The organism is Microcoleus sp. CZ3-B2 (genome assembly GCF_036705055.1).
In the GTDB taxonomy this organism is placed as follows: Bacteria; Cyanobacteriota; Cyanobacteriia; order Cyanobacteriales; family Microcoleaceae; genus Microcoleus.
Genome location: NZ_JAUBTN010000028.1, coordinates 48,406 through 68,332 on the forward strand (window position 1 = coordinate 48,406; position 19,927 = coordinate 68,332).

12 protein-coding genes are annotated in these 19,927 nt (G+C 45.3%); 4 read left to right on the forward strand and 8 right to left on the reverse strand.

The features are described from left to right. Positions 1 to 532: 532 nt before the first annotated feature. From QUA97_RS14825 to cobO, 4 genes are all read left to right on the forward strand, one after another. On the forward strand, positions 533 to 1,105 hold the full coding sequence (locus QUA97_RS14825; RefSeq protein ID WP_333195061.1) for a DUF3611 family protein: 573 nt from the start codon (positions 533 to 535) through the stop codon (positions 1,103 to 1,105). Positions 1,106 to 1,414: 309 nt separating this feature from the next. After that, the gene (locus tag QUA97_RS14830) at positions 1,415 to 3,034 is read left to right on the forward strand and encodes an alpha-amylase family protein (protein WP_333195063.1); all 1,620 of its coding nucleotides are present in this window, start codon (positions 1,415 to 1,417) and stop codon (positions 3,032 to 3,034) included. 88 nt (positions 3,035 to 3,122) lie between these two features. Next, positions 3,123 to 3,701: a Uma2 family endonuclease gene (locus QUA97_RS14835; RefSeq protein ID WP_333195064.1), complete on the forward strand. Its 579-nt coding sequence runs from the start codon at positions 3,123 to 3,125 to the stop codon at positions 3,699 to 3,701. A gap of 115 nt (positions 3,702 to 3,816) precedes the next feature. Then, positions 3,817 to 4,440, forward strand: a complete 624-nt coding sequence (gene cobO / locus QUA97_RS14840; RefSeq protein ID WP_333195066.1) for a cob(I)yrinic acid a,c-diamide adenosyltransferase — start codon at positions 3,817 to 3,819, stop codon at positions 4,438 to 4,440. Between the two features lie 378 nt (positions 4,441 to 4,818). On the opposite strand, the gene QUA97_RS14845 is transcribed toward cobO, so the two are convergent. The 8 genes from QUA97_RS14845 to ribBA all read right to left on the reverse strand — a co-directional run bounded on the left by QUA97_RS14845 (position 4,819) and on the right by ribBA (position 19,223). Beyond that, on the reverse strand, positions 4,819 to 7,356 hold the full coding sequence (locus tag QUA97_RS14845; protein WP_333195067.1) for a sensor histidine kinase: 2,538 nt from the start codon (positions 7,354 to 7,356) through the stop codon (positions 4,819 to 4,821). A gap of 560 nt (positions 7,357 to 7,916) precedes the next feature. After that, positions 7,917 to 8,399 (reverse strand): hypothetical protein, encoded by a 483-nt coding sequence (locus QUA97_RS14850; RefSeq protein ID WP_333195069.1) that lies wholly within the window; start codon positions 8,397 to 8,399, stop codon positions 7,917 to 7,919. Positions 8,400 to 9,136: 737 nt separating this feature from the next. Next, positions 9,137 to 10,141, reverse strand: coding sequence for an RNA polymerase sigma factor, RpoD/SigA family (locus tag QUA97_RS14855; RefSeq protein WP_333195071.1), 1,005 nt, complete (start codon positions 10,139 to 10,141; stop codon positions 9,137 to 9,139). A gap of 783 nt (positions 10,142 to 10,924) precedes the next feature. Continuing rightward, positions 10,925 to 12,328, reverse strand: a complete 1,404-nt coding sequence (locus QUA97_RS14860) for a sensor histidine kinase (RefSeq protein ID WP_194070760.1) — start codon at positions 12,326 to 12,328, stop codon at positions 10,925 to 10,927. Positions 12,329 to 12,551: 223 nt separating this feature from the next. Continuing rightward, on the reverse strand, positions 12,552 to 13,103 hold the full coding sequence (locus QUA97_RS14865) for a heme NO-binding domain-containing protein (protein WP_333195073.1): 552 nt from the start codon (positions 13,101 to 13,103) through the stop codon (positions 12,552 to 12,554). Positions 13,104 to 13,889: 786 nt separating this feature from the next. Next, on the reverse strand, positions 13,890 to 15,626 hold the full coding sequence (locus QUA97_RS14870; RefSeq protein ID WP_333195076.1) for an ATP-binding protein: 1,737 nt from the start codon (positions 15,624 to 15,626) through the stop codon (positions 13,890 to 13,892). Between the two features lie 397 nt (positions 15,627 to 16,023). After that, the gene (locus QUA97_RS14875) at positions 16,024 to 17,463 is read right to left on the reverse strand and encodes a pentapeptide repeat-containing protein (protein ID WP_442922526.1); all 1,440 of its coding nucleotides are present in this window, start codon (positions 17,461 to 17,463) and stop codon (positions 16,024 to 16,026) included. A 29-nt stretch (positions 17,464 to 17,492) separates the two neighbouring features. Next, entirely contained in the window at positions 17,493 to 19,223 is a 1,731-nt protein-coding gene (ribBA, locus tag QUA97_RS14880) for a bifunctional 3,4-dihydroxy-2-butanone-4-phosphate synthase/GTP cyclohydrolase II (RefSeq protein ID WP_442922528.1), read from the reverse strand. Between the last annotated feature and the right edge of the window lie 704 nt (positions 19,224 to 19,927).

Here is a 19,927-nt window from a genome sequence, read left to right on the forward strand (position 1 = left end):
GGCGTGTATCCCTCAGCCATTCCTGATTGAGGAATAGAGCTCTCAAATAACTCTTGGGGAACAGGCTCAAATAGCCTGTTCTTTACAGGTTTTTAAAGCAGAAGTCTAATAGCTCGTTCATATCGTGTGCGATCGCACGCGATTCGTAGTGCGGACTTTAGTTTGAGCTTAAACGGAGGACGGTCGTCCGCATTACGAACTATTCTTGCTATGGTAATCGATCGCACATGATATCACTTCGGGATGATGAAAAACCGAGTTTGATGCACTAAAATCATTGGTTGTTACCCGAAGATTACAGCACTTTTCAGGTATGTGAGATACATAGCTCTTGTAGGGACACGGCAGTGCCGTGTCCCTACGGGGATATTGATAGTACCTATAAACCTGCAATCTGCTGTAAGTAAAAAACTAAGGTTTAAAGGCATTGATGCGTCTAGGAGCGATCGCACGGCACCCAGACTATCGGCCGAAACAACCTCTTCCTTGTTTCGTTTGTGATAATTATCAATTCAGCAATAAGGTGTATATAATGAATCAATCAGAATCCGTATCCGTATCGCCACCACTCCTCCAAAGCAAATTCGTCGAGAATTTTCGCTGGTTCAGTCGATTTAGCTTTTGGGTACAGTTATTGTTTGGTGCAGTTTCCGGTATTACTTTAATACTTGCCATGTTGAGCCGCAACCTGAGCGAGCAACCCAATAATCCAGGTATTGGGTTCGGCATAGTTTTAGCGATAGTTGGTATTGTATTGCTTGCTTTTAGGATATTTTGGGATTTTCGATATCGGCTTTTAGGCAGACGTTTACAAGGAGGCGATATGGAGTTCTATCCCAGCAAAGAAGATATTACTCAAGCCTTACGAATTGGATTAAATTCTAGTTTAGTGGGGCTACTGATCGCGTTTATCGCTTCGGAAGAAACAGTGGGTCTAGTTTTAGCAAAAAGCCTCGCTCAACCACAAGCGCTCGCAACTAATACGCCAGAAAATGTGATTCGTTCCCTAGATATTTTTGTAACCATGTCAAACGTCAATATGATTGGCGCTCACTTTTTTGGAGCTGTTACCTCTCTTGGGTTGCTCAATTGGGTAGATGAGTAGTTGGCCGCAAAAAAACCAACTCCTATGCCGTCAAGACTTACAAAAGATGGCATATTTGCCCGATATGGCATCTTATCGATGACCACAAAAAAACTTCGCAGTGCGGACTTTAGTCCGTAAAATGCCAAGGGTTCAAATCCGCACGCGCGATCGCATTTTCCTACAGTCGATCGGACACGATAGAACATCTTGCACCATTATCAATAAACTTATAACCGGGTTTTTGAACCAAAAATATAGATTTTAATGCTAATTTTTGGTTAGAAATCCGGTTTTTGCCACAGATACAAGATCTCAATTCAACTAACTATGAAAGACCTCTGGTATAAAGACGCAATAGTCTACTCCCTTGATGTTGAAACCTTCCTAGACTCGAACGGGGATGGTGTGGGTGACTTTCAGGGACTTACCAACAAACTAGATTATTTATCAGGACTGGGAATTACTTGTTTGTGGTTGTTGCCGTTTTATCCTTCCCCTAACCGCGACAACGGTTACGATGTGATGGATTACTGCAACATTGACCCGCGACTGGGAACTCTGGGAGATTTTGTCGAGTTCATGCACCAAGCAGGGGAACGAGGAATTAGGGTGCTAGTCGATTTGGTAGTAAATCATACGTCCGACCAACATCCTTGGTTTGTTGCAGCGCGTAGCGATGAAAATTCCAAGTATCGCAATTACTATGTGTGGTCAAAAAATCCACCCAAAACCGATCCAAGTAAGCTGGTGTTTCCCGATGCCGAGGACAGTATTTGGGAGTACGACGAACAAGCAAACGCTTACTATTTGCATCACTTCTATAAAGAACAGCCAGATTTGAATATTACCAATTCGGCGGTACGAGAAGAAATCTGCAAAATTATGGGTTTCTGGCTAGAACTGGGCGTGTCTGGATTTCGGATTGATGCTGTTCCCTTTTTAATTAAAGAAACTGCCACCGAAGGTACAAGCCCCGATGACCTGCGATGTTTCTTGGAAGAAATGAGAGAATTTGTGTCATCGCGTCAGGCTGATGCAGTTTTGCTGGCCGAAGCAAATGTCGCGCCCGATCGCATTCACGTCTACTTTGATCGGGGCGACAGAATGCACGTCCTGTTCAACTTTTTGTTGAACCAATATCTGTTTTTAGCCCTAGCGCGTCAAGAATCCACAGCCCTGCGCGAGGGACTAAAAATCTTACCGGAGATTCCTGATGTTTGTCAGTGGCTGAATTTTGTGCGCCACCACGATGAACTGACGCTAGACTGCATTTCTTCATCGGAACGAGAGGAAATTTTTGCAGCATTCGCCCCCGATAAAAGAATGCAAATTTTCGGGCGCGGGATTCGCCGCCGCTTACCGCCGATGATGGGAAATGACCGTTGCCGGATTGAACTAATCTATAGCTTGCTGTTCACTTTGCCCGGTACACCAATGCTGCGCTATGGAGAAGAAATTGGCATGGGAGATGACCTTTCGTTGGAAGGTCGAAACAGCGTCCGCACGGCGATGCAATGGTCAGATGCTCCAAATGGTGGCTTCTCGACTGCTGCAACTGATGCTCTTGCCAAACCTGCGATCGCCAGCGGAGAATATAGTTATAAACAAGTCAATGTCGCCGCAGCGCAGCGCGATCCTAACTCATTAATTAACTGGGTCGAACGTGCAATCCGCATCCGCAAGCAATGTCCTGAGTTCGGTAGGGGAAAATGGCAAATTTTGGAAACCGACTGTTCTTGGGTTATTGCCCACTGCTGTCACTGGGAAGGCAGGACATTGCTTCTCGTCCACAATCTAGCCGACAAACCTTGCAGGGTTACTCTCAAATCTAACGAATACACCAATCTTATTGATTTATTTGGCGATCGCCTGTACGAATCTCTCGATGACGGATCGCCCTCTATTCCCTTACAAGCTTACGGCTATCGCTGGTTCCGAGTCAATTAAATCTTAGACAAATCCTAATTGTTCAATATTCGGATTAGTTGGCGGATTTTCCCGGCTGATGCCACCCGATTTACCAACAGATAATACCATGCTAGCAGTTACCATTAATTTTGATGCGATCGCCCAAATCACCGACGACCAATTTTATCAACTGTGTCGCGAAAACCCCGATGTCAAATTTGAACGCAACGCCAAAGGAGAAATAATCGTCATGTCACCCACAGGAGGAGAAACCGGAAACAGCAATTCAGAAATTAATGCAGATTTTGTGATTTGGAACCGACAAACTAAACTGGGAGTTTGTTTCGATTCTTCAACTTGCTTCAAACTCCCCAGCGGTGCAAATCGTTCTCCCGATGTCTCTTGGATCAAAAAAGAAAGATGGGATGCACTGACTCCCGAACAAAAACAAAAATTTCCTCCTATCGCCCCAGATTTTGTCTTAGAGTTAATGTCGCCGACTGACAGTCTCAAGGATACTCAAGACAAAATGCAAGAATACATGAAAAATCAAGTAAAATTAGGCTGGTTAATCAACCGTAAAACCCGCCGAGTAGAAATCTACCGCCAAGGACAAGCAACAGAAGTTTTGGAAAGTCCCGCAGAGCTATCAGGAGAAGATATTTTGCCCGGTTTCGTGCTAAACTTGCGATCGCTGTGGACATAATAGTTAAATCCGAAGCCTAGAAACCGGGTTTTTTCTCGAATTTGCGGGTTGCAACGAAGTATGTATTAAAAAACCCGGTTTCTGAGTCCCCAATCTGCGGTTAAAAACAACTCTAATGGAAACTAAAGAAACAAATTCCCTAACAGCCGAACAGCACAAACAGAAAATGCAGCGCCGCCAAGAAGTGCAGGCGCAGCGAATTGCCAACGCTGCTAAAGACAAAGGTTTGATAATTGTCAATACCGGCAACGGTAAAGGCAAAACTACGGCTGCTTTGGGCATGGTTGTGCGATCGCTCGGTCACGGATACCGCGTCGCCATAGTACAATTTATCAAAGGAGCTTGGGAACCTGCAGAAAAAGCCGTTTTTGAAATGTGGGAAAAACAGCTAGAATTTCATGCAATGGGTGAAGGTTTTACCTGGGACACGCAAGACCGCGATCGAGATATCGCAACAGCTCAAAAAGCCTGGGAAAAAGCCTTAACTTTTATCTGCAATCCCGAATTTAAATTAGTGCTGCTAGATGAAGTTAATATAGCATTAAAACTGGGTTATTTGCAAGTAGAGCAAGTTCTCTCCGGTTTAGAACAAAAACCAGAAGAAACTCATGTTATTTTAACAGGTAGAGGCGCGCCACCAGAATTAATTGAACGGGCAGATTTGGTTACTGAAATGACTTTAATTAAGCATCCATTCCGAGAACAAGGGATTAAAGCTCAAGCAGGTATTGAATATTAATATGGTTCGTAGTGCGTCTTAGAATCGAAAACTTAATAACTTAAACAACTCCTACAGTCCTCTCTCCTGTAAGTTGCCTTCCTCAAAGGAGGCTCTTCCTCGCCCCAGAAGCATTACCAGGCTCTTCCTGGTAATATCAAATCCTCTCTTCATCGGAATAATTCAGATATATATTCTCGGACTCTGTGTACTCTGTGTTCTAGCGCCGGTTAAATCACCTGACGATGCAAGCGGAAACGATATAACGAGCAATCGCTTAAGTTATTAAATTTTTATTCCTTAGTGTCCGCAACAAAAGAACACTCAACCATTCAGTTTTTCGCCCCCTAGTCAACAGTCAACAGTCAACCGGAATTGATATCAAATATCAAATATATCCTATGCCGGCAACATGAGAGTAAAAGTTGAACCCTTGCCAAACTCGCTATTCACCGTAATTTCTCCCCCCAATATCTCAGAGTATTTCTGTGCTATTGCCAAACCCAAACCCGTACCTCCGTACTTGCGAGTAGTCGAAGCATCAGCTTGTGTAAAAGGTTGAAATAACTTTTGTAGCTGTTCGGGAGTTATCCCAATTCCCGTATCCGTACACTTAAATATAAACTGTTCAGCATCCCAACTATTCTGCTCGTTTTTGATTTTTTCCACGCTGAGTGTAATTGTCCCTTTTTCGGTAAACTTAGCGGCGTTGCTGAGCAAGTTAAACAAAATTTGAGTAAATTTAATTTTATCGGAATGCAATTCGCCAATATCTTTAGGACACTCAATATTCAAACGATTGGTGTTTCGTAAAAATAGCGGTTGAACAGTTTTGGCGACATCTTGAACTGCGTCGGACAGGTCAAAAGTTGTCAATTCAAGTTCCGCGTGACCTGCTTCTATTTTCGATAAATCCAGAATATCATTAATCAATCCCAGTAAATGATTGCCGGCATTATGAATTCTTGTTAAATCAGAAATAAAATTTTCTTCGCCCAAATCTAAAGCATCTTCTTGCAAAATTTCGCTGTAACCGATAATTGCATTTAGAGGAGTTCGCAGTTCGTGGCTCATGTTAGCTAAAAACTGACTTTTCGCCAAATTAGCTGCTTCTGCTGCTTCCTTTGCTTGGTACAGTTCTGCCTCGGCTTGCAAGCGGTCTGTCACGTCGTGAGCCATGACTAATTCAGCATTTTTGCTATCAAATATCAAGGCATAAGAAGTAATTTCTACGTCAATAATTCTGCCGTCTTTTTTCTGGTGCTGCCACAGGCTGGCAAAGTCAATATCTGCATCTACTTGGGATATATTTTGTAGCAATCTTGGCAGTTCTTGGGGAGGATAAATGTCGGCAACGGTCATGTCGAGAAATTCTTCGCGAGTGTAGCCGTAGTGGTGGATAGCTGCTTGATTGACGGCTATAAATTCGAGGGTTTCTAAGTCGTAAACCCACATGGGATGGGGGTTGTATTTAAACAAAAGTTTGTAGCGTTCTTCGGAGGCTCGCAGTTCGGCTTCGGCTTGTTTGCGCTCGGTAATGTCGCGGACAACAGTGCAAATAATCTCGCGCCCTCCGTAGGAAATCACGCTGGCGCTGACTTCTACGTCCACGCAGGAACCGTCTCGGCGCTGGTAGAGAACTTCGCCCATTTTGAATTTTTTGTCGGCCAGCAGGGACTCGATATTGTTGTCAATTAGGTCTTGGGAGTAGGCGGTGATATCGTAAATAGTCAGTTGCGATATTGCTTCCAGGCTGTAATCGAGCAAGTTTCTAAATGCTGTATTGGCTTCTAAAAGCCGTTTGGTTTGAGCGTCCCACAGGAAAATACAATCTGTAGCTTGCTCGACTACGGCTCGGTAGCGGGCTTTTTCTTCTAGTTGTTCGTTTTCGGCACTGGCGATCGCCCCGAGCATTCCATTGATAGTATGGGCAAGGTCGGACAACTCGTCTTCGCCCGTCACCTGCAGCCGCATCGAGAGGTCTTGGCTGCTGCTGACACGGTTCACTGATGAAGCCAAACCGCTCAAGGGAGACAGCACCAGATACTCTAGCAACAGCAGAGTGCAGCCGACAAACCCAATGCCCGCTAACGTTACAGACACCAGCAGGTACAACAAACTAATTTGACCTTGGCGGTAGATTTCTCTGGGTATATCAACTCGCAGCAGCAGTGCGGGTCGATCGTAAATATCCCGGATCAGAGTGTAACCTGCCATCAAATCTTCGCTGACACGGCGCACCAAAATCGGTTTTTTCCCCGACAGTTTCTCGCGCGCTTCCACAAAGTCAGCAGGTAACTGAACTTCATTAACGCTGCGTACAGTCAGAGGCAAGCGAGTAATTTTAGAAATCCTGGCAATTGCCGCAGCATCCAAATTGCGCCCGAATATTAGCGTGCCTCGAATCGGGCCAGTGTTTTTTGTAGTGACAATTGGTCGGGAAGCAATCAGTATCGGCCCTGACGGTAGCAGCAGAATACCAGCGAGGCTGCTGTTGATGTTGGGGTGCTGCAACAACGGGTCGCTGAGAGAAATGCGCTTTTTTAATGCTTCTGGAACAGGGGTTAGTTTCACCTTTTGGCTGTCGAAACCCGTACCGTAAACTATTTTGCCCGAAGTATTGACAAATAGGGCTATGTTAACTCTCACATTAGCCAGTCCTTCGGGAATCAAATTGGAAGCGATAAATTCTTTGTTACCGTTTTGGATGAAAGCGTAGTTGTCGTCCCAGGCTGACCAGTCGGCAAAGCGCAAGTTAAAATCATCGGCGGTTTGGCCGAACACGTTGAGCGCTCCCTTGACAACTTGTGTGGCTTCTTGTTCTTCTGCTTTGACAAGGCTGCTCAAAAGGATGCTTGAGGAGGCGGCATATAGAATGCTAGTCAGCCCAGCGATGGTAATGCCAACTATTGATAGTGTTTTTCGACGCAGTTTCATCTTGCCGAGTGTGTGGTATCTGTCAAAAATGCAGGGTTCGGGAGCAATTTTCTTGCTGTTTCCTGAACCCTGACGGATGGCGTGGCGCAGTCTACCGTCCGAGAGTGTTGTAGTTTGACTGTGCGTCAGAGGCCTACATTTTCTCCGGTATTTCCTGTTTTTTGTCTGACGCACCCTAGCAATGCCTTCTTAAGCAGTATACAGCTAACATCCGCTGACTTCGGGCATGGCGATCGAGCCTGGTTTTTCGCGAAACAATATCTTAGCCAAACGGGAAAATATTCTCAGAAAAAAGGTTGGGTTTAGGTTCTGGCATTCAAAAAATGCGCCTTATTTCGCTTCGCTGTAGTCAATGGAGCCAAAAAATTACGCTTGGATTCGTTAAATAAGCCTGATTTCTGGCAAAAATAACAGGTTCGATAGCGAAGCATTGAGGAAGAAACTAGATTTCGAGATTGTTTTTGCTGCAGGCAGATTGGTGCCTCGCTCTAGTTTTAATAGCAGTTCCCCAAACAATACAACAAATCGATACCGCGATCCAAATCTTTAGAAAAATAATATTACTTTCCCCACACTTGCTGTTTGTGAGCTTCCTTGCAAATACCCAAAATTCGCCGGTCGTTGTCGCTAGGGGCGGAAAGTTGCTGATACCGTTGCAGGTTGACGGAGTAGGGAGAGCTAGTGCCGTCGTAACTGTCCACTACTGTTAAATTTAACCGAGTTCGGTCTAGATTGCCGTAAAAACAGTAAAAATCAGACTGAGGCAGGTAAAAAGCCCCAATTACTTTACTCTGTCTCATTTCAAAGACAAAATATTCTTTTTTAATTTCATCTGGCTTGTTGGACTGGCCGTAGAGGTAAACACCGTCTGCTAAACCTGTGAATGCTGTATCTGGCTGGGGATTGGCGGGGGATTGCGAGATGGAAACGCCGGATTTGATGTCCGAGTGTCGGAATTCGCGCAGGGCGAATCCGATGCTGAAGTTACCGGGCGAGAGGGCCAGGGCGATCGCCAGACCTTGTACACCGCTTGTTAATATCAAATAATTTAACACCACTCTTCTACCCCAAAATTTTAACTAATACGAGTGGGAAGTCCCACACTCTATCCGTTTACAGGATGAGTGACGGGATGAAAACGAGCAGCCAACAAATTGAGCGATAGCGAATCCATGATAGGATCGAACTAAGCGGGGATGATAAGAGTAGCCGTTGTGGGCGAACTTTCCGTTGTATAAAGGCTAGACACCACCTATCAGTTTCTGACTGATAGCCCCAATATCCCGCTGGGCCGTAAAAGAGCTGATGGATGGGTGAAAAAATCAACAATTCTACTCCTTGGGACACAGGGAGTCTGCCTCGAAGATAAGTAATTATCTTGCTAGTAAGTACCACCTTCGGGTAAGTAAAACCTACGGAGGGAGGATAAGACCAGCTTAGAGATGGCTCTAATAAGGCTCTCCCGTTGAAAGAGGAAGCTTGCACTCTATTTGTTTACAAAATGAGTGTCGGGTATGTCACATAGCTGCCTCGAATCAACTCTTGTAACAGTTTCAAAAAGCTTGTAGAGAAACCGGGTATTTGGCTTAACGCGGGCTATTAACTTGAACTTGCGATCGCCCGCCCGGTTCCTGAACTCTCATTTAAAATTAGTTTTAATAAATTTTGTTTGCGATCGCCCGAGCGGGCGATCGACCTTTCAAATAAAAACATCATTACCAGCAGCACCAATACGAAAAAAGAGTTGAGATTTTGGTAAAATTCTCAACTCTTTAAGTCACTAACTAGCCAAATATTCTCTGACTTGAGATTGGCGCCGCCGCAGGTGGGCGAGGGCTTGATGTTCTAGCTGCCGCACTCGTTCCCGGCTGAGATTTAGCCGTTCTCCCACTTTCGCCAGGGACATTTCGGTGCCGTCTTCCAAACCGAAGCGCAGAACGATCACATCTCGCTGCTGCGGGGTAAGTTCTGAGATCAAAGTATTCAGGTCTTGCCGCAGCAATTCCGAGGTAATGTAGTTGTCTGGAGATGCGGTTTCGTCTTCTAAGAGTTCTTGCAGTTCTGTATCTTGGTTGTCTCCAACCCGCAAGTCCAAAGAAACTGGATGTCTTGCCATCAGCAGGTATTCCCGAATTTGGGAAGGGTGCAGTTCCAAGGCGGAGGCAATTTCTGCAGGGGAGGGAGAACGACCCAACTGCTGGGTGAGTTCCCGCTGCACTTTTTTAATTTTGTTGAGTTTTTCGGTGATGTGAATTGGTAATCGAATGGTGCGGGCGTGTTGGGCGATCGCGCGGGTGATTGCTTGGCGAATCCACCAGTAGGCGTAGGTAGAAAACTTGTATCCCCGCATCGGGTCAAATTTTTCTACTCCTCGTTCTAAACCGAGGGTGCCTTCTTGAATTAAATCCAAGAATTCCATGTTGCGTTTCTGGTATTTTTTGGCGATCGCCACTACTAGGCGCAAATTCGCTTCAATCATCTTTTGCTTGGCGCGCCGCCCCAACTGCAAAATCCTGTTCAGTTCAGCTTCTGTCAACTCCATTTCGGCAGCCCACTCTTGGTTCGTCAGATCCCGCTGCCATTCTTTAGCCAGTGATTGTTTGGCTTCGATTAATTTCATCATTTGCTGTACCTGCTTGCCGAAAATAATCTCTTCTTCTCGGGTTAGCAGGGGTACTCGACCGATCTCGTGCAGATAGGTACGAACCGTATCCGTTGAGGAGTATGGCCGACTGCTTGTGCGATCGGCTTTCACTGTTTTGGTTTTAGGGGTTGTAGTGGACATGGGTGAGTTTTGCACTCCTTGTAACAACAGATAAAAAGTTGGTGATACCCTGTCCCACTCTTGTAAGTGGGATCGAGACTGCGACAGAGGGGATATTACCCCCTCCTGTTTATCGGTGACGATCGGTAGAAGCTTGTTGTTTGGGATTAATTTTGTGCTTGATTGTCTAGTAATCCCCGTCGATTTTCCGTAAATTGCTAGCTTTAACAGCTTGTTCCGGCGAAGTGAATTTAAGTTTACTTTACTCAATATTATTCCAAATTTTGAGGATCGTAAAGGGTAAAAACCTCTGTCTTAAGGTCAAGATTCTACATTTTTCCTTAAGGTTTTCAATTCCTTGCTAGTTTTAACTGCAACTCAACTTCACAATACTCATGCAAACCTACTCATACAAACAGACTCATGCAATTCGAGGGCTTTTTTTGCTCTCTGTTCTATCATCGCTTGAATTTTTCTCCCTGCCTAGATGCTGGGATGCGAGATAACCGAACCCGATCGCCGTATTCGCTGCACTTACCATTTAAAATATTTCTTGACATTTATTATAAAGTATGATATGCAAATTATGCTGTGAGCGAGTAAGATGTGTGACATGACTCCGACTAGAAAAAGTGGCTGTTGGGCATTTAAATTGTAAATTTCAATGCCATATTCCCCTCTCCCAATCTCCCCCTCTCCCCCTCTCCCAATCTCCCCCTCTCCCCCTCTACCAATCTCCCCCTCTACCAATCTCCCCCTCATAGGCAGATAATTCTTGAGGGCGATCGCAGCTTAAAAACTGGCTTAGATCCCATCAGCCATAATTTTTTGCTTCAAGGGAATTTCAATGCAAAACTCCGCTCCCTCTCCCGGTACACCAACAGGGCGAATCAACCCCTGATGTTTCAAAACAATAATCTGGTAACTGATCGAGAGCCCCAAGCCTGTACCCTGACCTACAGGTTTTGTGGTAAAAAAGGGGTCAAACATTCGATCGCCAACTTCTTTACTAAATCCCGGCCCGTTATCGGAAATTAACACTCTGGCGCGATCGTCCGCCGGCAAAAGTTCCGTGCGAATCCGAATCTGAGGGCCCTCCTGCTTCTGGCTTTCTAAAGCATCTACCGCATTGCCAAGTAGATTGACAAACACCTGATTGAGCTGTCCTGGATAACATTCTATAAGTGGCAGAGGGCCATATTCTTTAATCACTTCAATTTCCGAGCGGCCATTATTTGCCTTGAGGCGATGTTGCAGTATTTGCAGGGTACTATCTAGCCCTTCGTGAATATCGACAAACTTCATTTCCGCTTCGTCTAGGCGAGAAAAATTACGCAGCGACAGCACGATATTATGAATTCTGTCACCACCCACCCGCATGGAAGAACAAAGTTTAGGCAAGTCTTCATCTAAAAAATCCAATTCAATTTCATCTGCATAAGCTTCAATTTCCGGTGCAGGATCGGGATTGTATTTTTGATAGAGCTTGATCAGTTGCAACAATTGTTGAATGCGATCGCTGGCGTAGTCGAGATTACCGACAATAAAGTTGATGGGATTGTTAATCTCATGAGCTACACCAGCCACAAGTTCACCCAGGCTAGACATTTTAGCGCTTTGGATCAGTTGCGCTTGGGTTTGCTGCAATTCTTGGAGAGTTTTTTTGAGTTGTTGAGTTTGGGCCATAGCATTCGCCGCCTGTTCTGCTTCCTGTAATGCCGATCGCAATTGAGCTCGCTGTTTAGTTAATTTATCAGTGAGTTTTTTAGCATCCGCTAAGGCAGTTTTCTGTCCTTGCAACAATAAAAGCAAATCCACTACCCGATCGTGAAGAGCAAAATCGTTAATTGTCAGCCCCAGCGGAGTGAGATCGGCTAAGTCTTCGATCCAAGGAGAACCGAGGAAAAAGATGATTTCTGGATTTTCCGCCGGCACCATCTGCCCTTTAAGTAAGATTTTACTGTGCAAATATTCGATCAAAAACATCGAGTCCGACTTTTCTCGAATCACGTCAAATTCTACGGAAATCTTGGGGCGTTCGATCCGAAAATGTTCCTTCAGGGAACTTCCTAAAGATAATTCTGGGCAAATTCGAGCTAAAACATCTCCCAAATGGATAATTTCAGTCTCCCGTCTCCGAAATGCTAAATGAAATGGAAAAGCCTTTGCAAATATCAAAGGAGGAGAACTAAATGCAGGGGGAACCATAATATAGCTTTTCGATAAAAAGATGAGGTACGAGTTTAGAGTTTAGAGTTTAGATTTTATAGCAATTTCATAAAGTAGCGCTAGATATTACCCCCCCCAATCCCCCCGATGCTTTGGGGGGGCTAATACTTAATCCATAGCATATCTTTAGAAAAATGGTATTAAATTTAGCAATTATTAATTAATTGATGAATAGCTCATGTTTGCGATCGAGGCTATAGCTTCAGTTAGATTTGTAGTGGATGGAGAACACGTCGTTATCTGCACCCTGAGTGCGATCGCTTGTTTGCTCAATTTCTACCTCTGTTTGGAATCGGCACGCCAACCCTTTCAACAGCCCCTTCACCATTGGTGCCAACCCTTGGCGGTGAGAGTAATAGTGAAGTTCCATACTATTTTCGGAGTTGTGAGTACACTGAAACGAAGGCGGTTGAAGCTGAGGAAAATTCAACCCGACGCGGGCGTGGAGATTGTCGAGGTTGGCTAGAAACTCCCGCAGGTTATCTCCCGCCAGATCGAGGATTTGGGCGTAGCCTTCGGAAGCGGTATAGATTACCCAATATTCCCCGAAAGCCTGTAAAATCTCGTCTGGGCTCATTCCTAGCACTTCGCTGGCGGAATGTACTAGCCGGTGAGTCAGATCGTCTGGATAAGCTTCCATTGTCATGAAAAAGTCAATGTCTACATCTGCTTTTTCTTTGATGGTTTCCCAAGTCTCTTCTCCGAAGCGAGAACAAACCATTTCTTCGATCGCTTTGTTAACTAAACCGTACATTCACCGATCCTGCTCGTTATAGTTGTGTTTGTTTATACTGGGAATTCAACAGACTGGAATTTGAATATTTGCTACTTTCAAACTTGCGATCGCGCCGCAAAGCCACCCTATATTGTATCAAAAAATATATGGAATGTTGCAAAATTCCCTGACAATCGATTGTGACAGCCGAGAATGTCACAAGCCACTAATATAACTTAAACTCTGATTTGGGGTTTTCCTAAAGTTAGAGACGATCGCTCTTTCCTAATCCTAGCTGCTAAAAAATATTCAAATCCTTAGAACTTGCGTTTAAATGCCTAAATTTTATCTATCTTAAATTGTGGAAATTGAGGAGCGAGGATAGGAGGGGTGTATATACGGGCTTCCTAGATGAGGGCTAATGTTATTTAACTGTCGATCGCCGCACATTCTAATTTAGAATTCAATAGGCTTGGGTTAAGATTATCATTGCTAAGTACGAAGCAAATAAGAGTGTCTTTTTTCCAGGGATTTCCCCTGTCGGAATCTCTTATACCAAGCCCAATACGGTGCACATAAAACTATTTATGTCCTGGAGTCCCCCCTAAATCCTCCCTTAAAAATGAGGACTTTTAGGGCATTTTATCCCTCTTTTTTAAGGAGCGATCTGTCTTGAGTGAACCCTATTGAACCAAGCCTATCGATTTATAAGGCAAAAACTAGCTGTTTCCTTCATGAGTAGGGGGAGAAAGTTTTTAGGAATAAGGATTAATTTACAATAAAAGTTAAGTAATTACTCCAATTGATCTAGGAATTGTCTATATCTTAAAATCCCAGATCCATTTTAGCAGATTCTGCCTCAGCAAACACTTGTTCGTCCGGCATTTCTTGCCAGTCAATATCCCCGATTTCCCTGTAGAATTGCTCGTCGTAGGGACGAGTCTGCACGACTACCGGCATCGGTACGGCGTGCCCCAAAACTAATGCTTGCTGTTTCGAGTCGAGTTTGGCCAAAACCGATCGCAAACTTTGGCCTCCTGAAACGCCGGTAAAGATAGCATCAATGTCCTTATCGTCGTTTAGCAAAGCAGTGATCCGGGTGCCGACTTGCGACATCACCTCGCCGTCGATACCGGAGGGACGCTGGTCTACAATTAGCAGGGTGACGAAGTATTTTCGCATTTCGCGGGCGATCGTACCGAAAATAGTCGATCGCACGATCGCCGGATCGAGAAAGCGGTGAGCCTCCTCAATGGTAATCACCAAAGGCTGCGGGCGATCGCACGGATTCTTACTCTGCAAAAACTTCTCTGCTTTCTTCACGTAAGATGCGTGAATGCGGCGAGTAATCACATTTGCAGCCAACATATACGACAGCAAATCCGAGTGCGAACCAAACTCAATGACTACATTTTTCCCACTATCTAAACACTGCAAAACTTCTGTCACATAATTTTTTGGACAGCGTTGGCGAATGTATTTTAGATCGTTCAAACGTTCTAATTTGCGCTGCAAAGCCATAATCGAAGATTTATTCCCCCGCTTTTCTTCACAAAACATTGAAATATCTTCGTTGGTCATTTCCAGCAACTTGTTGATCCAACCAGTTCCCAACTCATTTCGCAAAATAATTGCATTTTCGATACTAGCTTCCGACAAATTCAACTCCCGCTGCACCAGCGAGATATCTTCCACTTCAATTTGATCGAAACTCAAAAACAACTCTTGAGCATCACGAACTCCCCGACGTTTTGTCGATTCTGGATCGAGCGTATAAATCTGAATTTTATCGGGAAACAACTGCCGCAAACCTTTAACAGTGCTAAATTGTTTTCCTTCGGAAACCGCTTCCCACCCGTACTCCGAGTGCATATCAAAAATTAGATTGACAGCAGCTTGCTTGCGAATAATTCCCGACAAAACCAAGCGCGTCAGAAAAGATTTACCCGTTCCCGACTTCCCAAAAACTCCGTTGCTGCGTTCCACAAATCGGTCTAAATCCAAGCACACAGGAACGTCCATGTCAATCGGTTTGCCGATCGCAAAATTGCGGCGGTACGGGTCATCTTCCCAGCCAAAAACCGCTCTAAAATCGCTTTCTTTAGCATCAAACACCTGGGAAAAGTGGCTGGGAATAGTTTTGACCGGCAGCAGTTCCATATCTGCCCCGCTTTGCGCCTCAAAAGAACCCAAATTGCCTAACGCCGCCGCCTTTTCAGGGAATCCCTTGCTTTTGGGATCGAAGATTGCTTGAGATTTTTCTTTTTCTGCACTCAGCATTAACATCGGCGAAAGCTCGATCGTACCGTAGGTGCTGCTACCTGCGAGCACTGCGATCAAAAAATCGTCGTTGGGGTTAGGAGGGTTGGATAAAATGCGTCCGCTGGATGTTCCCAGAGACACGTCAGTTAGCATACAGAAAAAGTGCGATCGCACCCCCCGCACTACTAAAAATTTCCCCACCCTCATATCTTCCACCGAAACATCAGCGTGCAGTCGCACTTCTAATCCCTTAGTGAGGGAACCTTGAATCACAGATCCTAACGGTTTGTCATTAGTCATTAGTTATTAGTTATTGGTTATTGGTTATTTGTTATTGGTTATTCGTTATTGGTTATTCGTTATTGGTTATTCGTTATTCGTTATTGGCGGTGGTTTTTGTTTTACAATAATTATTTGTTAAGTGTTACCTGATGTTTTTTGTCCGCCTTTTTGAATTTACAGCTATTAGTTGTTAACTGCTCAGGCTCAGGAGCTAAAACTTAATAACTTAAGCACCTCCTACAGTCCTCCAGAAGCCGCGAGATAGAAGGAGGCAGAGCCTCCGCACCTGCATTACCAGGCAGAGCGAAAGTAACCAGCAATACGAGCAATTAAGTTATTAAATTTTCATTCCTAACTAACAACTAACAACTAACAACTAACAACTAACAACTAACCACTAACAACTAATGACTAATTACCATTCCGATTCTAATGACGGTTCAAAACAACTCGGACTCAGCTCTACATCGGTCAAATCTGTTTCGCTCAAATAAGCGTCGGTCAAAGATACGCCCTTCAAATGTGCCCCTTTCAGGTTAGCACCTTTCAGGTTAGCACCTCTGAGATTAACTCGGAATAAATGAGCGTCGCTTAAGTCTACCTCAGTTAAATCTGCTCCCTCCAAATTTACTCTCATCAAATCTGCTTTTCTGAGGTCTGCTTCGTTTAACTTAGCGCCGCTGAGGTCGGCTTTTGTTAAGTCTACACCTCTCAAGTCTGCCCCGCTCAAATTAGCGAACAGCAAAGTAGCTCCGGTGAAATCTGTCTCCCTCAAATCGGCATCGCTTAAATTAGCTCCGCTGAGGTCGGCCCTTGTTAAGTCTACACCCCGGAGGTCTGCAGAACTCAAGTTTACTTGGTGCAAAATGGCGCTGCTTAAATCGGCTCCTCTTAAATCTGTTCCCTCCAAGTTGGCACCTTTGAGGTAAGCTTTTTTTAAGCTGGCTCTGCTGAGGTCTGTATTTTTGAGATTGACCGAACTTAAGTTAGAATTGCTCAAATTAGCTCCGCTTAAATCCGATCCGTTTAAGTCGGCTCCGGTTAAGTTTACCCCTTGCAGCGATACATTGGGAGCAATTAAATAAGCTCCGCCGAGACGGAGGTCAATTCCTTCTGAAAACAATGTTTGGTTGCTGTAAACAGCTTTTTCTAAAATGGTAGAGATCAAACTGGCTTCCCTCAAATCTGCTCCGCTGAGGTTGGCTCCTGCTAAATTTGCCCGATCGAGCTTTGCTCCAAATAAAATAGCTTTGTATAAGTTTGTCCGCCGCAAATCGGCTCCCTTTAAATCCGCTTCAGTCAAATCTACCATAATCAGATTTAATCCTGGGAGCGACGCATTGGGAGCCAGCAAAAATGCTCCCATTGCGGCTGGATCAATATCGTCAGGAAAAATTGTCCGGTTGTTGTATACGGCTTTGTCTAAAATCGCGCCGGTCATCTGAGCACCGCGCAAATCGGCTCCGCTGAGATTGGTTCTGGTTAAGTTGGCTTGGAGGAGATTTGCTCCAACTAAATTGGCCTTGATCAAACTTGCGCCTTTGAGGTTGGCTTGATGCAGTTCGGCTCCTACCAGAGTAGCTTCTCGGAGGACAGCACCGGTCAAATCGGCTTTGGTGAGGTTGGCTACATTGAGCAGTGACTCAGTTAAATCCGCCCCACTGAGATTTGCGCCGGTCATATCTGCTTCGATCAGGTCTGCATACCTGAGAATAGCGCCTTTGAGGTTGGTTTCTCGGAGGTCAGTGCCTCTGAGGTTGGCTCCTCGGAATTCCGCACCGCTAAGGTTGGTGCCTTTAAGCGCTTGTCCCCGGAGGTCGAGCCGGTGCAGAAAGTCACCAACGTTCATGTCCATCTCAAATTCGCTCTCTTTAAATGCTGAACCTAGCTTGACATTCCCAGGCCTGAATCGGGAATAGCCGAAAAACTATAAATTGTTTGGGGTTGAAGCTTGGCGCAGGCGGACGCGACTTGTGCTAGGGGGAAGGTTTCTCGATCGATCCCTACTTGCAGGGTTTTGAGCGGGTCTCCACCAGAAGAAACCAGGAATTCTAATGTTTGCAAATTGGGATCTTTGCTGATGGATTCGAGAATTTGCCCGATCGCCTTGACATAAGGATGGTTTTGCTCTTTGTACCAGTCCGGGGCCGCGAGTCCGGCTTGATCGAAGCCGAGGTGAACAATCAGAGAGCCTTCTCCAAACAAAGCTACGCCCACCGGCCGCGCTTCTTCTTTCAGCACCAAATCTTGGCTGGCCGCCAATTCCCGCAGTTTTTCCAAGTGTCCGTAACGACTGGCAATTCCAGACTGCTGTACCGGAATTAAAAGCTCTTTTCCTTCTTCTGTCTTTTGCTTCTCTCCATCCGTTACATCCGTTACAAAATCCGCTGCCGAACTTCCTTCTTTCTTCGCTTCGTTCCACTGAATCGCCACTGTTACTAAATAAGTTTGCAGCAGCATATGACCGAGTTTTTCGGCTTTTGTTGCCAAATAAATCGAGTTGTAATCTGTGGCTTCTATCAGTAACGGGACGCGATCGGCTACTTCAATGCCGTAACCTTTCAAACCAGCAATTTTGCGCGGGTTGTTGGTAATCAACCGAATTTTTTGCACCCCCAAATCGTTGAGCATTTGCGCTCCAATGCCGTAGTTGCGAAGATCGGCCGGAAAGCCCAACCGCTCGTTAGCTTCTACGGTATCGTATCCCAAATCTTGCAGCGAGTAAGCTTTTAGTTTATTGACCAATCCAATGCCCCTACCTTCTTGGCGCAAGTAAACTACGACACCAGAACCAACATTTTCGATCATTTTCAGCGCTGCTTGTAGCTGCATCCGACAGTCGCAGCGCAGCGAACCCAAAGCATCGCCGGTCAGACATTCCGAATGCACTCGCACCATCACGGGTTTGTCCTTAAATTCTGCGGGGTCGCCCTTGACAATAGCAACGTGTTCTGAATCGTCTTGAGTGTCGCGGTAGGCATAAATCATGAAATTGCCGAATTCTGTGGGCAATTTGGCGACTGTTTCGCGGCGGACAAACCGATCGTACTTGAGTCGGTAGCTAATTAAGTCAGCAATGCTGATGATTTTGAGGTTGTAGGTTTTAGCGTACTCGATTAATTCCGGCAACCTCGCCATCGAACCGTCGGGGTTTTGAATTTCGCAGATGACGCCACTGGGATAGAGGCCGGCAAGTCTGGCGAGATCGACCGATGCCTCGGTGTGGCCGGCGCGTTTGAGAACGCCACCGTCGATCGCCCGCAGCGGGAAAATGTGACCGGGACGGCGCAAGTCTTGAGGTTTAGTGTCCGGGTGAATCGCAACTTGGATGGTGCGGGCGCGGTCTTCGGCGGAGATGCCGGTACTGACGCCGTTAACTGCATCAATGCTGACAGTGAAGGCTGTTTGATTGTTGTCGGTGTTTTTGCTGACCATCAGGGGCAGTTCCAGGCGATCGAGCCTGTCGCCGCTCAAGGCCAGACAAATCAAACCCCGGGCGTTCACTGCCATAAAATTGATATTGTCGGGAGTGGCGAATTGGGCGGCACAAATCACGTCGCCTTCGTTTTCGCGATTTTCGTCATCGACTACTACCAGCATCCGGCCTGCTTTCATGTCTGCGAGGGCGCTGTCGATTGAATCAAATTGAAATTGAGTTGAGGTGTTGTTGTAGGACACTGAGAGTTCAAGCTATAAACAGTATTGTTATCGAAATAGAATGTATGTTTGATTGTAACCTTTTGTTTCCGGCGCGGTCGTTGCCGGAGCTAAATTAATTTAGCACCATTTTATCGCTTACATACTATAAACATTGCTATTTGTCAATCAAAAAATGACCCAAGTATTTCATCAGGTCAACTAATATCGCGAAGATTTTAGACAAACCGTACTTGCAAGCTCCTAATTACCTAATTTGCAATACACCTTTTTCACTCACAAATTATCTAAAATTATTTGCGTCGATCGGGGTCAATCTGCCTTTGATCGGCGCTTGATGTATTAATCGAGGACTTATGCAATACAAATTTAATATCGATTGTCTTGATGCTAAAACCGCAGATAATGGCAGATAAACACAGATAATTTTGAGATTGTTTTTGACTGAATGGAAAAAAACTAATGTTTCCCGACACAACCCTAGCGGTGGGAAGAGTTAACGCTATAGCAGTTCGATCGCGTGGTGAGGTATGCCCTGCGCGGGCCTTCTTCCCAATCCCTCCGCTTCGCGCTCGCCCAATGCCCCATGCCCTATCCCGGATAGTACCTCATATGAGAGCACAGAAAGGCTATAAATCAATTGCCGCAGGTCAAGTGTAGTG

Bases quoted from the DNA above. Each gene is read 5' to 3' on its own strand.
- QUA97_RS14825 (WP_333195061.1), top strand. From the start codon at position 533: ATGAATCAATCAGAATCCGTATCCGTATCGCCACCACTCCTCCAAAGC.
- QUA97_RS14830 (WP_333195063.1), top strand. From the start codon at position 1,415: ATGAAAGACCTCTGGTATAAAGACGCAATAGTCTACTCCCTTGATGTT.
- QUA97_RS14835 (WP_333195064.1), top strand. From the start codon at position 3,123: ATGCTAGCAGTTACCATTAATTTTGATGCGATCGCCCAAATCACCGAC.
- cobO (WP_333195066.1), top strand. From the start codon at position 3,817: ATGGAAACTAAAGAAACAAATTCCCTAACAGCCGAACAGCACAAACAG.
- QUA97_RS14845 (WP_333195067.1), bottom strand. From the start codon at position 7,356: ATGAAACTGCGTCGAAAAACACTATCAATAGTTGGCATTACCATCGCT.
- QUA97_RS14855 (WP_333195071.1), bottom strand. From the start codon at position 10,141: ATGTCCACTACAACCCCTAAAACCAAAACAGTGAAAGCCGATCGCACA.
- QUA97_RS14860 (WP_194070760.1), bottom strand. From the start codon at position 12,328: ATGGTTCCCCCTGCATTTAGTTCTCCTCCTTTGATATTTGCAAAGGCT.
- QUA97_RS14865 (WP_333195073.1), bottom strand. From the start codon at position 13,103: ATGTACGGTTTAGTTAACAAAGCGATCGAAGAAATGGTTTGTTCTCGC.
- QUA97_RS14870 (WP_333195076.1), bottom strand. From the start codon at position 15,626: ATGACTAATGACAAACCGTTAGGATCTGTGATTCAAGGTTCCCTCACT.
- QUA97_RS14875 (WP_442922526.1), bottom strand. From the start codon at position 17,463: ATGGACATGAACGTTGGTGACTTTCTGCACCGGCTCGACCTCCGGGGA.
- ribBA (WP_442922528.1), bottom strand. From the start codon at position 19,223: ATGAAAGCAGGCCGGATGCTGGTAGTAGTCGATGACGAAAATCGCGAA.